The sequence below is a fragment of the Streptomyces parvus genome, assembly GCF_014648875.1.
GTDB classification, from domain to species: Bacteria; Actinomycetota; Actinomycetes; order Streptomycetales; family Streptomycetaceae; genus Streptomyces; species Streptomyces parvus.
The window spans coordinates 1262437-1275830 of the sequence record NZ_BMRY01000001.1 but is presented as its reverse complement, the minus strand read 5'-3'; the positions used below and the strand labels follow the sequence as shown (position 1 = coordinate 1275830).

Here is a 13394-nt window from a genome sequence, read left to right as displayed (position 1 = left end):
GCTCGTGCTCATGCCGTGCGGCGGACCCCGGCGAGCAGGGCGGCGACCATCCGACGGGCGTCCGTCCGGTCGTAGTCGGGGCCGGTGATGCACAGGTTCCCGATGGCCCGCATCAGCGTGTACGCGGTGACGTCGGGGTGGGTCTCGTCGGCCGCGGTGCAGGCGTCGAGCAGCGTCGCGCAGGCCGGGACCAGCGTGTCGAGCATCAGGCCGTGCAGGTTCTCCAGCCCCGGGTCGCCGGAGCCCAGGGCGGCGCCCAGGCCGTGCTTGGTGACCAGGAACTCCACGAACGCGTCCGCCCAGCGGGTCAGGGCGGTGTACGGGGACGCCGATTCCGCCAGCAGCCGGGGCGCGAGGGCGCTGCACGTGTCGATCTGGTGCCGGTAGACCGCGGTGACCAGGTCCGCCCGGGTCGGGAAGTGGCGGTAGACCGTTCCGACGCCGACACCGGCGCGTTCGGCGATGTCGCGGATCGGCGCCTGGACGCCCTGGTCCACGAAGACCGCGGCCGCGGCCGCCACCACGGCCTCGCGGGTGCGCTGTGCGCGGGCCTGGCGTACTCCGAGCGGTTCCGGCACGGGTCGGTCCTCCTGCACGGGTCCTCCTTCACGAGCTGAGCCCGACCTTACGAGCCGGACTTCACGAGTCCGGCTTCACGGACCCTTCATTGCTCGCGGAACATTGTTCCGCTAATTTGGCGGAACAGCGTTCCGCGAAAGTGTCGCGGCGCGCCCTCCAGAAGAAAGCGTGGCTCCCCCATGTCTGCTCAGCACCCCGGCCGACCGATCGTCGCGGTCAAGCCGATCACCGTCCCCGTCCCCGCCCCCGGTCGGAGCGTGGACCTCCAGGTGAAGGTCACCGCCCCGCTGACCGGCGGGAACCTCCCCGTCATCGTGTTCTCGCACGGCAACGCGTGGTCCATGGACGGCTACGAACCCCTCGTCGACCGGTGGGCCGCCGCAGGGTTCGTCGTCGTACAGCCCACCCACCTGGACTCCCGCCGCAACGGCATCGGGTGGGACGACCCGCGCTTCGCCACGATCTGGCGCGTCCGGATATCCGACCTCCACGCCGTTCTGGACGGCCTGGGCGACATACTCGCCCAGGCGCCCGGCCTGGCGGACCGCGCCGATCTGGACCGGGTCGCGGTCGTCGGCCACTCCTGGGGCGCCCAGACCGTCGGCACGCTCCTCGGCGCCCGGGTGCTCGACGCCGACGGGACACCGGGGGAGGACCTCGCGCACCCCGCGGTCTCGGCCGGTGCTCTGATCGCCGCGACCGGCACGGGCGACTCCCTCACCCCGTTCGCGGTCGAGCACCTTCCGTTCATGCGGCCGGAGTACTCGACGATGACCACGCCGGCCCTGGTCGTGGCGGGCGGCCGGGACCGGTCCCAGCTCTCCACCCGGGGGCCGGAGTGGTTCACCGACGCCTACCGGCTCAGCCCGTCCCCGAAGAGCCTGCTGGCCATCGACGAGGGCGAGCACACCCTGGGCGGTCTCGCCGGGGAGAAGGTCGCGGAGACCACCGACGAGGACCCGGCCCGCGTCGCCCTCGTCGCCGACGCCGTCTCCGCCTACCTCCTCGACGCCCTCGGGGTCGACGCCTCGGGGTGGGCGGCCTTCGAGAAGGCCGCCCGGGACGGCGCCGGCTGGGACGTCACCGGCAAGTGAGCCCGCCGGGGGCGTCCCACGCCCTCACTTCGTCAGGCTCTTGTGGAGTTCGCCGAGGATCTTGTCGGCCGCGGTGTAGCCGATGCCCTGGATCCACAGCTGGTCGTCGACCGCGAAGACCTTGCCGTTCTTCACCGCGTCCATGTTCTTCCACAGGCCGCTGCCGGTGGTCTCCGTCTCCTTGGCCTTCTTCGGGTCGCCGTACGTCGAGTGGAAGACCACGTCCGCGTCCGCGAGGTCGATCTTCTCGGGGCTGACGTCGTAGGAGAAACCGTCCTTGGCCTTGTCGGTGATCGCGGGGCGGCCCAGCCCCACATCGGCCAGGATGGTGGCGATGTAGTTCTTCTTGCCGTAGATGCGGATGTCCGCACCCTCGACGAAGCGGACCATGTTGACCTCGGTCGCGGCGACCTTCTCCTCGCCGCCGAGCGCCTTCGTCACGTCCGCCACATGGTCCGCGTAGCCGTCCGCGACCATCTTCGCCTCGGCCTGCTTGCCGAGGGCTTCGGCGTGGACCTGGAAGTTCTCCTTCCAGGGGTAGCCGGTGTTCTCCGTCATCACGGTCGGCGCGATCTTCGACAGCTCGTCGTACTTGTCGCCGTGCCGGATCTTGCTGGTGAGGATGAGGTCGGGCTTCAGGCCGGCGATGGCCTCCAGGTTCGGGGTCATCATCTGGCCGACGTCCTCGATGCCCGCGACCTGGTCCTTCGGCAAGTAGTTCAGGAAGCCCGACGTGACGTCCGCGTGGGTCGCGCCGACCGGCTTCACGCCGAGGGTGAGGGCCGAGTCGAGTTCGGCGGTGTCCAGGACGACCACCCGCTGGGGCGCCTTCTTCACCTTCACGTCGCCCATCGCCGTCTGCACCGTACGGGTGGCGTCGGAGGCGGGGGCGGAGTCGGAACCGGAGTCGTCGGACGAGCCGCAGGCGGCCAGGGTCAGCGCGGCGACGGTCGTCAGGGACACGGCGGCCAGGGCGCGGGGGCGGAAGCTGCGCAGGGTCATGGTCAGAGGACCTTTCCGGGAGTCGGAGCGGAGGCTGAGGCGGGGCCGGAAGGAGAAGGGGAGGGCGTCGGAGGGGTCCAGGGAGCGCCCGGGACGACGAGCGGCGATCCCGTCACCGGGTCCGGGACGATCACCGCCTCCAGGCCGAAGACCTCGTGGACGAGCTCGGCCGTGACGACGTCCCCGGGTGCGCCTTCCGCCACGATCCGGCCCTCCTTCATGGCGACCAGGCGGTCCGCGTACCGGGCCGCCTGGTTGAGGTCGTGCAGCACGGTGACGACCGTACGGCCCCGGGTGCCGTCCGCGGCAGGTGACGCCAACTGGCGTACCAGGTCCAGGACTTCCACCTGGTGCGCGATGTCCAGATACGTCGTCGGCTCGTCGAGCAGCAGCAGGTCCGTGTCCTGGGCCAGCGCCATCGCGATCCACACGCGCTGACGCTGACCGCCCGACAGCTCGTCCACCGGCCGGTCGGCCAGCGCCGTTACGTCCGTACGGGACATGGCGTCGGTCACCGCCCGCTCGTCCTCGTCCGACCACTGCTGCCACCAGCTCTGGTGCGGCTGGCGGCCCCGCGCGACGAGGTCGGAGACGGTGATCGCCTCGGGGGCCACCGGGGTCTGCGGGAGCAGTCCGATGGACCGGGCGATCTGCTTCGTCGGTATCCGCGCCAGCTCCGTACCGTCCAGCAGGACCGCCCCGCCGCGCGGCTTCAGCAGCCTGCCGAGCGCCCGCAGGGTGGTGGACTTGCCGCAGGCGTTCGGACCGACGATGACGGTGACCTGCCCGTCGGGCACGGTGAGGTCCAGCTCGTGGACCACGGTGCGGTCCTCGTACGCGAGGGCCAGGGAGCGCGCGGCAAGCCTGCCGCCGGTCGTCGGGCTCGGATCCGTGCTCGCGTTCGTGCTTCGGCTCGGGCTCATGCGGTGCCTCCACTGCGGCCACGGTGACCGCGGATGATCAGCCAGATCAGGTACGGGGCGCCGACCGCCGCCGTGAGGACGCCCACGGGCAGTTCGGTGGGCGAGAACAGCTTGCGGGCCAGCAGATCGCCGAGGACGACGATCACCGCGCCCAGCAGCGCCGAGGACAGCAGGGGGATCTGCGCCGTCCGGGTCATCCGGCGGGCGATCTGCGGGGCGAGCAGCGCCACGAAGTCCACCGGGCCCGCCGTGCCCGTCGCCACGGACGCCAGGACCACGCCGAGGGCGACGAGCCCGAGCCGTACGCGCCCCAGGCGTACGCCCAGGCCGGTCGCGGTGTCGTCGTCCATCGTGACGGTGCGCTGCGCGCGGGCCGCCCAGGCGATGGCGGGCAGCAGCACCAGCAGCGTCCAGCCGATCGGGGCGGCCTCCGGCCAGCCGCGCCCGTTCAGCGAACCGGTCATCCAGATCTGCGCCTGCTGGGCGACGAGGTAGTCGCCCTTGGTCAGGAACAGCGTGGTCACCGACCGCAGGGCGACGGCGAAGCCGATACCGATGAGGACGAAGCGGGTGGCGTGCAGGCCGCCGCGCCAGGCGAAGACGTAGACGAGGGCGGCGGCCGCGATGCCACCGATGACGGAGAGGTAGGGAAGGACGGTGTACGAGGTGATGCCGAAGGTCATCGCACCGACCGTGAGCGCGCTCGCGCCCTGGCTGATGCCGATGATGTCGGGGCTGGCCAGCGGGTTGCGGGCGACCGTCTGGATCAGCGCCCCGGCGATGCCGAACGCGGCGCCGACCAGCAGCCCGACGACCATGCGCGGCAGCCGGAGCGTGCCGACGACCAGCTCGGCCGAGGACGGCTGCCCGAGGATCACCTTCACGACCTCGCCGGGCGCGACGAAGCTCTCGCCGACGCAGAGGTAGGCGACGCAGACGGCGGCGAGGAGGACGAGCAGGGCGGCCGCGACGAGGGAGGCCCGCCGGTGCAACAGGAACCGTCCGCGCGGCCCGGCCTTCACGACGGAGTACCCGGCGGGCCGGACCCGTACGGACTTCACGGTCACAGGCGTTTCGCTCGTCATGCCGGCACCGCCTTCCGGCGCACCAGGGCGACCAGGAACGGCACCCCGATCAGCGCCGTCATCACGCCCGCCGGGACCTCGCTCGGCGGGAACACGATCCGGCCGACGACGTCCGAGACGAGCAGCATCACGGGCCCGATCAGCGCGGCCATGGGCAGGACCCAGCGGTGGTCGTTGCCGACGACCGCGCGGGCGATGTGCGGGACGGCGAGGCCGATGAACGCGATCGGCCCGGCGGCGGCGACCCCGACCCCGGTCAGCACGGTCGCCCCGATGCCGCCGACGATCCGGACCGCCGCGACGTTCTGCCCGAGCCCCTTCGCCACGTCCTCGCCGAGCGCGAGTGCGTCCAGGCCGCGGGCGACGGCGAGCACGAGCACCGTCCCGACGAGGAGGAACGGCCACACCTGCCAGGCGACGTCCGCCTCCCGGCCGGCGATCGAACCGACCTGCCAGAAGCGGAACTCGTCCAGCGCGGACGCCTTCGTGGTGAGGATCCCCATCGTCACCGACACCAGCAGCGCGTTGATCGCGGCCCCGCCGAGCGCCAGCTTCACGGGCGTCGCGCCACCGCGGCCCCTCGACGCGATGGCGTAGACGGCGACCGAGGCGACGGCGGCACCGGCGAAGGCGAACCACACGTACCCGGTGAGCGTGTGGACCCCCGCGAACGCGATGGCCATCACCACGGCCACCGACGCGCCCTGGCTGATGCCGAGGATGCCGGGGTCGGCGATGGGGTTACGGGTGATGCCCTGGAGCACCGTGCCCGCGAGGGCCAGCGCCGCGCCGACCATCAGCCCGATGAGCGTGCGCGGTACCCGCATGGTGCGGATCACCTCGGCGGCGTCCGAGTGCCCGCCGTGCAGCAGGGCGTCGAGCACCTCGCCCGGCGGGATGGAGCGCGCGCCCACGGCGAGGCTCAGCAGGACGGCCAGCAGCAGGGCGACGACGGCCGCGGCCGTCGCGGTCGCGCGTCGGGAGAGGCGGGGCGCACGGGGTGCGCGGGGCACACCGGGTGGCGCGGCGGCCCGCACGGGCGCTGACGCTGACATGGGAACCAATCGGGACGGACGCGGAAGCGGAAGGCGAGCGAGCGGTACGGACCTGGCCTGGCCTGTCCTGGCAGGACCGGGCCGGGCCTGGCAGGGCAGGGCCGGGCAGGCCCGGTAAGGCTTGGCTAAGTGCGCGCTTCAGTCTAGGCGGCGCGATTTCGCCGCCGAAGGGGGCCGGTCGGCAGAATGGCAGGCATGACTTCCACGGTTCAGCACCCCGTCCACCGCCCCGTCCAACGCCCCCTGACGGTCGGTTTCGACCTCGACATGACGCTCGTCGACTCCCGCCCCGGCATCGCCGCCGCCTTCCGGGTCCTGGTCGCGGAGACGGGGGTGCCCATCGACATCGACCTGGTGGTGAACCGCCTCGGCCCGCCGCTGGAGACGGAGCTGGCCCACTGGTTCCCGGCGGACGAGGTGCCCGCGGCCGCCGGCCTCTACCGGGCGGCCTACCCCGACCACGCGATAGCCCCGAGCACGGCGCTCGCCGGGGCGCGGGAGTCGGTGGCCGCGGTGCGGGCGCTCGGCGGCCGGGCGATCGTCGTCACGGCCAAGAACGAGGCGCACGCGAAGCTGCACCTGTCGCACCTCGGGATCGAGCCGGACACGGTGATCGGCTCGCTGTGGGCGGAGGCGAAGGGCGAGGCCCTGCGCGAGCAGGGCGCACAGGTGTACGTCGGCGACCACACCGGCGATGTGCGAGGGGCGCGGGTGGCCGGCGCACTGTCGCTCGGAGTGACGACGGGCCCGTGCGACGCGGCGGAGCTGCGGACGGCGGGCGCGGACGTGGTGCTGGCGGACCTGACAGGCTTCCCGGCCTGGCTGGCCGCGTTCGCCGAGGAACAGCCGGCGTAGGGGGAGGCCCGGGAACCTACGAGTTGGCGGCCCGCTTCGGCGAGTTCACCCACGCCGAGCGGACCACGCCCACCCCGGCGATCAGGAACCCGACGCCCATCAGCATGCAGACGCCGTACGCGACCGGAGGGAACGGGTCCGTACCGAGGAACAGGGGGGCGACGGTGACCAGTGTGGCCAGTGCGCCGACGAAAAAGACGATCGCGCCGACCTGAACGAGCCGGTCGCCTGCGCCTGAAGGAGTAGTACTCACGCGACCAGGGTAGTTCCCAGCCCGGAGGAACTCTCCGGCGACGTCTTGTCACCGGCCGGGGGCCCATTAGCCTGGGACCGGGCGGGTCACGGTGACCCGCTGTATTGCTATCCGGTGCTTTCCGGAGCCGTTTTCCGGCTCTCCCGCACACCGACGAGTACGAGGACGAGGACAGACGTGCCCACCGGCAAGGTCAAGTGGTTCAACAGCGAGAAGGGCTTCGGCTTTCTCTCCCGCGACGACGGCGGCGACGTCTTCGTCCACTCGTCGGTACTCCCTGCCGGAGTCGACGCACTCAAGCCCGGCCAGCGCGTGGAATTCGGCGTGGTCGCGGGCCAGCGCGGCGACCAGGCCCTTTCCGTGGTGGTCCTCGACCCCACCCCGTCCGTCGCGGCCGCCCAGCGCCGCAAGCCGGACGAGCTGGCGTCGATCGTGCAGGACCTGACGACGGTCCTGGAGAACATCACGCCGCAGCTGGAGCGGGGCCGCTACCCCGACAAGGCGGCGGGCGCGAAGATCGCGGGCCTGCTGAGAGCGGTCGCCGACCAGCTCGACGTGTAGGTCCTGTCGTACGGGTCAGGCCTGGCTCTCGGCGAGGAGCCGGGTCGACCGGCCCAGGGCCGCGCGCACCGCGCCGCCGCGGGTCAGCGGCGCGCGGTCGACCCCGGCGAAGAGCGTGACGAGCGCGATGTCGGCGGCCACGGCCCGGCCCGTCGTCCGCACGGCCAGCTTCCTGCCGCCGCCGAGCCCCGACTGCTTCGCCGTGAGCGAGACCCCGGGGTCCTCGTCGTCCGCCCGGCGGGTCAGGACGAACCGCTTCCGGCTCACCGCCCGCAGCCGGTAGTGGTCGCCGCCGTACCGGAAGTGCAGCGCGCGGGCCCGGAGCGTCAGGCCGAAGCGGTTGCGCCGCAGATGGACCATGGCGTCGCCGACCCGGAGCGTCGAACCGTTGAGCGTCGGCAGATCGGTGGCCTCGGTGTGGATGCCGCGGGTCTCGAACACCGCTGTGGGTATCGAGGGGCCGCGCACCTCCGAGACCACGCCGCCCGGGGTGTGCTTGAGGGGCAGCGGGGCGGTGAGGACGACCTCGCCGAAGCCCGGCACCGTGCCCCGGAGGCCGGACCGCCGCTCGTGGGTGCGGCCTTCCTTCCAGAACTCCAGGGTGAACGGGCCGATCGCGGTGTGCACAGGGAGAGTCCTTCTGGTTGCTTGCCTGCCCCTCAGGGAAACGCCAGCGCGTCCGGACCCAGGGGCGGGACGAGTCCCTCCGCCGCCGCACGCGTGAGCAGGCCGCGGACCGCCGCGTAGCCGTCCTCGCCGAGGTCGGCGGTGAACTCGTTCACGTACAGCCCGATGTGCTGGTCCGCGACGGCCGGGTCCATCTCCTGGGCGTGCTCCATGACGTACGGCCGGGAGACCTCCGGGTGGTCCCAGGCGAGGCGGACCGAGCTGCGGGCGGCGTCGGCCAGGCGGTGCAGGGTTTCCTCGCCGAGGGAGCGCTTCGCGATGATCGCGCCGAGCGGGATCGGGAGGCCGGTGGTGTCCTCCCAGTGCCGGCCCATGTCGGCCAGGTTGTGGAGCCCGAAGTTCCGGTACGTGAAGCGGGCCTCGTGGATGACCAGGCCGGCGTCCACCTTGCCGTCCCGTACGGCGGGCATGATCTCGTCGAACGGCATCACGACGACCTCGCCGACGCCGCCCGGGACCATTTCCGCCGCCCAGAGCCGGAACAGCAGGTACGCCGTCGAGCGCTCGCTCGGCACCGCGACGGTCCGGCCGGTCAGGTCGAGGCCCAGCTCCTTGCCGAGGACCAGCGGACCGCAGCCCCGGCCCAGCGCCCCGCCGCACGGCAGCAGCGCGTACTCGTCCAGGACCCAGGGCAGGACCGCGTACGACACCTTCAGGACGTCCAGCTCGCCGCGTTCGGCCATGCCGTTGGTGATGTCGATGTCGGCGAAGGTCACGTCCAGCTCGGGTGCGCCGGGGACCCGGCCGTGCGCCCAGGCGTCGAAGACGAAGGTGTCGTTCGGGCAGGGCGAGTAGGCGATCCGGATCGCGTCCCCGGCCGGGCTGCCGCCGACTGCGGTGCCGGTGTCGGTGCCGGTGTCGGATTCTTTGGTCATGCCGGTTCAACCTTCCAGGTTCTCGTGGCTGTTCCAGCCCTCCAGTACGGATGCCGCCGCCCCGAACGCGTCCGTGAGCGCGGCCAGCGCGTCCCCGATGCGCCAGGCGTCCCGGTCCCGGGGGCCGACGGCGTTCGAGACGGCCCGCACCTCCAGTACGGGCACACCGGCCCGGGCGGCGGCCTCCGCGACCCCGAAGCCCTCCATCGCCTCGGCCAGCGCCCCCGGGTGCGCGGCGAGCAGGGCGCCGGCGCGTTCGGCGGTGCCGGTCACGGTGGAGACGGTGAGCACGGAGCCGGTGGCCGCGCCGGTGACGGCCGCGACCTCCCGTACCAGCGCGGGCGGCGGGGCGAAGCGGTCCCGGCCGAAGCCGAGCGCGGTGACCGGCAGGAAGCCCTCGGCGGTCTCCGCCCCCAGATCGGCGGCGACGATGCCGTCCGCCACGACCAGCGAGCCGAGCGGGGTGACGGGGGTGAACGCCCCGCCGATCCCGGCCGAGACGACGAGTCCGTACGGAGATGACTCCGGTGCCCCGGACGCCAGGGCGAACGCGGTGGCCGCCGCCGCGGCGGCCGGGCCCGCCCCGCCCGCCAGGACGTCGAACGCACCGCGGCGGTGCAGCTCGGCCCCCGGCAGCGGCACGCGCTCCTCAACGCCCCCGAGAGAGTCCCCGAACGCACGCGTGACCGCGTCCCGTTCCACCGGGACCGCGGTCACGACGAGCACACGCACGGATGATCAGCCTCAAAGTCGAGGACGGGGAGCAGAGGGGGAGAGAGGACGAGGGGAAGAGAGGAAGTGGGGATCCCGGTGGATCCGGTCAGTCCTTGTCCCTGTTCTTGAACTCGAACTGCCAGACGCCCGTCAGCTTCTTGCCCTTGGTCTCCACGATGGAGACGGTCGTCTTCTCGGCGGTCTGGCCCGTCTGGCTGGCGAGGAACGCGTTGCCGGGGATCGTCCGGTACGTGTTCTTGTACGGCTCCTGCTCGGCCTGCTGGCCGTTGATGAAGAGCGTCCAGCCGTTCTCGGCGATCTCCGGGTCGACGCCGAAGCGGACCTTGTCGTCCATGGAGATCTCGACGACCTTGTCCGCCTTCTTGTTCAGGCAGCCCTGGATCAGCGATTCCTTGATCGCGTCGCCGTCGTTGTAGCAGGCGGCCTCGGTGTTCACCGAGTCGCTGCCGACCGTCACGGTCGCGAGCGGCGTCGGCTTGTCGCAGGCGGACAGGACAAGGAGTCCCGCGGACACGGCACCAAGAGCGACGCCGATTCGACGGCCCTTACCGGAGAAGAACGCAACGGTCATGGGCCGAAGGCTATCGGTCGCCTCCGCTCACGCCACGCGGGGGTGCGGCGTGCCGCGCCGCGCGGCCCCCAGGAGGCCCCGTACGGAGGCGGCCGCCCCGAGCGCCAGGATGCCCGCGGCGACCGACATACCGAGCACCGCGTTGAGCGGCAGGGCGATGCCGATACCGCCGCCGACCACCCAGGCCATCTGGAGCAACGTCTCCGACCGGGCGAACGCCGAGGTGCGGACCTCCTCGGGCACGTCCCGCTGGATCATCGCGTCGAGCGACAGCTTGGACAGGGCCTGGGTGAAGCCCGCGACCGCGCCGAGGGCCGCGACCAGCAGGGTGGAGAAGAACACCGCGGCGAGGACCGCGACGCTCAGCGCGAGCCCCAGCACCGTCGCGATGATCACCTCGGGGCCGCGCGCCCGGAGCCAGGAGCCCACCGCCGTACCGCAGGCGTTGCCGACCCCGGCCGCCACGCCGACGATGCCGAGCGAGACCGCCGCGCTCTGCCCCGCCAGCGGATGCTCGCGCAGCAGGAACGCCAGGAAGAAGATGAGGAAGCCGGAGAGGGCCCGGTGCGCGGCGTTGGCCTGGAGCCCGTGCAGGACGGACCCGCCGACGGACCGCAGACCCGGCGGCCGCTCCCTGGCCGGTTTCTCCCCGTTGCCGGCCTTGCCGCGGCCCCTGCGCAGCCCGGCCCGGGTACTGCCCGTCCGCCCCGACGTCCTGCCGGGGGCGGGCCGGGGGGCGGTCTCGTCGTGGTGCGGGACGATCAGCCGTGCCCGGCGCTCGCCCTTCGCGGAGTCGACCTTGTGCGGCAGGGTGAAGGCGAGGAAGGTCCCCGCCACGAAGATCGCGCAGGCCCCGTAGAGCGGCCAGGCGGAGCCGATCATCTGGAGGCCGGCCCCGATCGGGGCCGCGATCCCGGTGGCCAGCAGACCGGCCAGGGTGACCCGTGAGTTGGCCTTCACCAGGGAGAAATTCGGTGGCAGGAGCCGTGGCACGACCGCGCTGCGCACCACGCCGTACGCCTTCGACGACACCAGGACGCCCAGCGCGGCCGGATACAGCTCCAGACCCCCGGTGGCGACCGCGCCCGACATGGTCAGCGCCAGCAGCGCACGGGCCAGCATCGCGCCCGCCATCGCGGCCCGGCGGCCGTGCGGCAGCCGGTCCAGCAGCGGGCCGATCACCGGGGCGAGGAGGGTGAAGGGGGCCATGGTGATGGCGAGGTAGAGGGCGACGCGCCCGCGCGCCTCGTCGGTGGGCACGGAGAAGAAGACGGTGGAGGCGAGCGCCACCGTGATCATGACGTCGCCCGCGCCGTTGACGGCGTGCAGCTCGATCAGTTTGCCGAGGCCGGATTCCCCCGCGCCGTGGGCGTGCGTCGCCTTGCGGATGGAGCGTGCCGTGCCGGCGAACGGGGCGCGCAGGGCACGGCCCGTCGCCCGTCCCGCCCTGCGGAGCGGGCCGGGGCCGTCGTGCGACCTGGCGGCTGTCACCTCGTCATAGTGCCCCACCCCGGCCGGTTCGAACGGTGATCGGCCACGGACTCGCGCGCGAGGCGGGGGGTGACGCCCTGTCGGGCGAGCGGCGGCGGTGCCGTACGGGGACGTGTGCCGGGTGGCGGTCGCCGGCCGCCGCCGGAACGGATACGGCACGTTTGGGACGGGCAGGTGGGCGCGGGGCGGCGGAGAGGGTAGCGTGCGTAACGCGCCACCGGCGGTTGTTCTTGGCCGCGCGCCTCTCGGCGATCCCGCAGAATGGGTGGCAGAAGGCGCGCCCGAGGCAGGCACAACGGGTGTGGACGTCGACGCGGCCCCCAGGTCCGCTCCGCCCGCACCTGTCTGGCCGAAAACGGCAATCGTGCAGCAGCTGGCGCGCTCGTGAGACTGGCGTATGGAGAGAAGCGAAGACCTGTGAGTGCTGCGACGACCACGCGAAGCCGTACGACCCGTGCGACCCGTACCCCTGTTCCCGACCGCCTGTGCGCCGAGGCGGTCGACCTCGCTCGCTCGGCCGCCGAGGAGGCCGCCGCGCCCGGTGTGGTCGGTGAGCACGTCGGCGTGGTCTCCGAGGGGGACCGGGTCGTCACGCACTACTTCGAGGCCAAGGAGCCCGGCTACCGGGGCTGGCGCTGGGCGGTGACGGTGGCGCGGGCCTCCCGCGCGAAGAACGTCACCCTGGACGAAACGGTGCTGCTGCCGGGGGCGGACGCGCTCCTGGCCCCGGAGTGGGTGCCGTGGAGCGAGCGGCTGCGCCCCGGCGACATGGGCCCCGGGGACCTGCTGCCGACCGAGCCCGAGGACCTGCGCCTGGAGCCGGGCTGGACGGGCGAGGACGAGCCGCCGCCGAACTCCGTGGTCTCCGAGGAGCTGGCGGAGCTCGTCGACTCGGAGGACGCCGAGCTGACGGACCGGCCGGTGGCCGCCACCAGCCGGGGTTCCATCGCCGCGGTGGCCGAGGAGCTGGGTACGCGCCGGGCGCGGGTGCTGTCGCGGTACGGGCTGTACGAGGCGGCCGACCGCTGGGACGAGGCGTTCGGCCCGAAGACGCCGATGGCCCAGGCGGCCCCGGCGACGTGTGTCAGCTGTGCGTTCCTGATCCCGATGGCGGGCTCGCTGAAGCAGGCCTTCGGGGTGTGCGCGAACGAGTTCGGTCCGGCGGACGGGCATGTGGTGTCGCTGGCGTACGGGTGCGGTGGGCACTCGGAGGCCGCGGTGATGCCGAAGCCGGTGCGGCCGGCGGACCACGCGCTGGACACGATGCGGGTGGACGCGTACGCGTTGCGGCCGGAGCGGGGCGAGGGTTCGGTGCCGGCGGAGGCGGACGGCGCGTCGGAGGACCTGGGCCACTCCTGAGGCTCCCGCACGCGACTTCAGCCCGTCCGGCGTTTGAGGACGGAACCCTCGACGTGGTGCCGGGTGCCACCGCAGGGTCCTGCGCACCAAGTGCCTGTTTGGTGGCCGCCGCCCAGGCCAAGGGTTCCGTCCTCAAACGCCGGACGGGCTTGAAGGGCCAGCCGGACGGGCTTGAAAGCCCAGGGCCGCCGGACGGGCAAGGCAATGCCCCGGGACGCTGGTACGGCAGGGGCGGCGCGCGCGGTACCTTCGGGCGCACACTGGGCCGC

15 protein-coding genes are annotated in these 13394 nt (G+C 72.8%); 4 read left to right on the top strand and 11 right to left on the bottom strand.

Annotated features, from left to right (window positions below; genetic code table 11):
- Positions 1 to 8 precede the first annotated feature (8 nt).
- Positions 9 to 578, bottom strand: coding sequence for a TetR/AcrR family transcriptional regulator (locus IE140_RS05790; RefSeq protein ID WP_189460167.1), 570 nt, complete (start codon positions 576 to 578; stop codon positions 9 to 11).
- Between the two features lie 180 nt (positions 579 to 758).
- Between IE140_RS05790 and IE140_RS05785 the strand changes: the two genes are divergently transcribed.
- Entirely contained in the window at positions 759 to 1673 is a 915-nt protein-coding gene (locus IE140_RS05785) for an alpha/beta hydrolase family protein (RefSeq protein ID WP_150195767.1), read from the top strand.
- A 24-nt stretch (positions 1674 to 1697) separates the two neighbouring features.
- Here IE140_RS05785 and IE140_RS05780 read toward each other — a convergent pair whose 3' ends face one another.
- The 4 genes from IE140_RS05780 to IE140_RS05765 are packed head-to-tail and all read right to left on the bottom strand — an operon-like array spanning position 1698 to position 5738.
- Positions 1698 to 2675, bottom strand: coding sequence for an ABC transporter substrate-binding protein (locus tag IE140_RS05780; RefSeq protein WP_150195765.1), 978 nt, complete (start codon positions 2673 to 2675; stop codon positions 1698 to 1700).
- A 2-nt stretch (positions 2676 to 2677) separates the two neighbouring features.
- Positions 2678 to 3598 (bottom strand): ABC transporter ATP-binding protein, encoded by a 921-nt coding sequence (locus IE140_RS05775; protein ID WP_150195763.1) that lies wholly within the window; start codon positions 3596 to 3598, stop codon positions 2678 to 2680.
- Entirely contained in the window at positions 3595 to 4683 is a 1089-nt protein-coding gene (locus IE140_RS05770; RefSeq protein WP_150195761.1) for a FecCD family ABC transporter permease, read from the bottom strand. The genes IE140_RS05775 and IE140_RS05770 overlap by 4 nt, the downstream gene beginning before the upstream one ends.
- Positions 4680 to 5738, bottom strand: a complete 1059-nt coding sequence (locus IE140_RS05765; protein WP_150195759.1) for a FecCD family ABC transporter permease — start codon at positions 5736 to 5738, stop codon at positions 4680 to 4682. Before IE140_RS05765 ends, IE140_RS05770 begins: the two co-directional genes overlap by 4 nt.
- Positions 5739 to 5933: 195 nt before the next feature.
- On the opposite strand from IE140_RS05765, the gene IE140_RS05760 reads away from it, so the two are divergent.
- The gene (locus IE140_RS05760) at positions 5934 to 6593 is read left to right on the top strand and encodes an HAD family hydrolase (RefSeq protein ID WP_093440067.1); all 660 of its coding nucleotides are present in this window, start codon (positions 5934 to 5936) and stop codon (positions 6591 to 6593) included.
- Between the two features lie 16 nt (positions 6594 to 6609).
- On the opposite strand, the gene IE140_RS05755 is transcribed toward IE140_RS05760, so the two are convergent.
- Positions 6610 to 6846: a hypothetical protein gene (locus IE140_RS05755; protein WP_006126556.1), complete on the bottom strand. Its 237-nt coding sequence runs from the start codon at positions 6844 to 6846 to the stop codon at positions 6610 to 6612.
- 177 nt (positions 6847 to 7023) lie between these two features.
- Here IE140_RS05755 and IE140_RS36495 point away from each other — a divergent pair, with 177 nt between their 5' ends.
- On the top strand, positions 7024 to 7407 hold the full coding sequence (locus IE140_RS36495) for a cold-shock protein (RefSeq protein ID WP_006126557.1): 384 nt from the start codon (positions 7024 to 7026) through the stop codon (positions 7405 to 7407).
- Positions 7408 to 7422: 15 nt separating this feature from the next.
- Here IE140_RS36495 and IE140_RS05745 read toward each other — a convergent pair whose 3' ends face one another.
- The 5 genes from IE140_RS05745 to IE140_RS05725 form a co-directional block, all read right to left on the bottom strand.
- Complete coding sequence (locus tag IE140_RS05745; protein ID WP_093440069.1) at positions 7423 to 8034, bottom strand: hypothetical protein; 612 nt, start codon at positions 8032 to 8034, stop codon at positions 7423 to 7425.
- Between the two features lie 32 nt (positions 8035 to 8066).
- Positions 8067 to 8969, bottom strand: coding sequence for a 1,4-dihydroxy-6-naphtoate synthase (locus IE140_RS05740; protein WP_150195757.1), 903 nt, complete (start codon positions 8967 to 8969; stop codon positions 8067 to 8069).
- A 6-nt stretch (positions 8970 to 8975) separates the two neighbouring features.
- Positions 8976 to 9701 carry a futalosine hydrolase gene (locus IE140_RS05735; RefSeq protein WP_093440072.1) on the bottom strand — a complete coding sequence of 242 codons (726 nt, stop codon included), beginning with the start codon at positions 9699 to 9701 and terminating at the stop codon, positions 8976 to 8978.
- 88 nt (positions 9702 to 9789) lie between these two features.
- Complete coding sequence (locus IE140_RS05730) at positions 9790 to 10275, bottom strand: hypothetical protein (RefSeq protein ID WP_032764318.1); 486 nt, start codon at positions 10273 to 10275, stop codon at positions 9790 to 9792.
- Between the two features lie 27 nt (positions 10276 to 10302).
- Positions 10303 to 11766 carry an MFS transporter gene (locus IE140_RS05725; RefSeq protein ID WP_150195755.1) on the bottom strand — a complete coding sequence of 488 codons (1464 nt, stop codon included), beginning with the start codon at positions 11764 to 11766 and terminating at the stop codon, positions 10303 to 10305.
- 417 nt (positions 11767 to 12183) lie between these two features.
- Between IE140_RS05725 and IE140_RS05720 the strand changes: the two genes are divergently transcribed.
- Positions 12184 to 13125: a DUF3027 domain-containing protein gene (locus tag IE140_RS05720; RefSeq protein WP_371933945.1), complete on the top strand. Its 942-nt coding sequence runs from the start codon at positions 12184 to 12186 to the stop codon at positions 13123 to 13125.
- Positions 13126 to 13394: the final 269 nt, after the last annotated feature.

Excerpts from the sequence above, each read along its gene's own strand:
- IE140_RS05760 (WP_093440067.1), top strand. The coding sequence starts at position 5,934 with ATGACTTCCACGGTTCAGCACCCCGTCCACCGCCCCGTCCAACGCCCC.
- IE140_RS05740 (WP_150195757.1), bottom strand. The coding sequence starts at position 8,969 with ATGACCAAAGAATCCGACACCGGCACCGACACCGGCACCGCAGTCGGC.
- IE140_RS05775 (WP_150195763.1), bottom strand. The coding sequence starts at position 3,598 with ATGAGCCCGAGCCGAAGCACGAACGCGAGCACGGATCCGAGCCCGACG.
- IE140_RS05765 (WP_150195759.1), bottom strand. The coding sequence starts at position 5,738 with ATGTCAGCGTCAGCGCCCGTGCGGGCCGCCGCGCCACCCGGTGTGCCC.
- IE140_RS05730 (WP_032764318.1), bottom strand. The coding sequence starts at position 10,275 with ATGACCGTTGCGTTCTTCTCCGGTAAGGGCCGTCGAATCGGCGTCGCT.
- IE140_RS05785 (WP_150195767.1), top strand. The coding sequence starts at position 759 with ATGTCTGCTCAGCACCCCGGCCGACCGATCGTCGCGGTCAAGCCGATC.
- IE140_RS05770 (WP_150195761.1), bottom strand. The coding sequence starts at position 4,683 with ATGACGAGCGAAACGCCTGTGACCGTGAAGTCCGTACGGGTCCGGCCC.
- IE140_RS05780 (WP_150195765.1), bottom strand. The coding sequence starts at position 2,675 with ATGACCCTGCGCAGCTTCCGCCCCCGCGCCCTGGCCGCCGTGTCCCTG.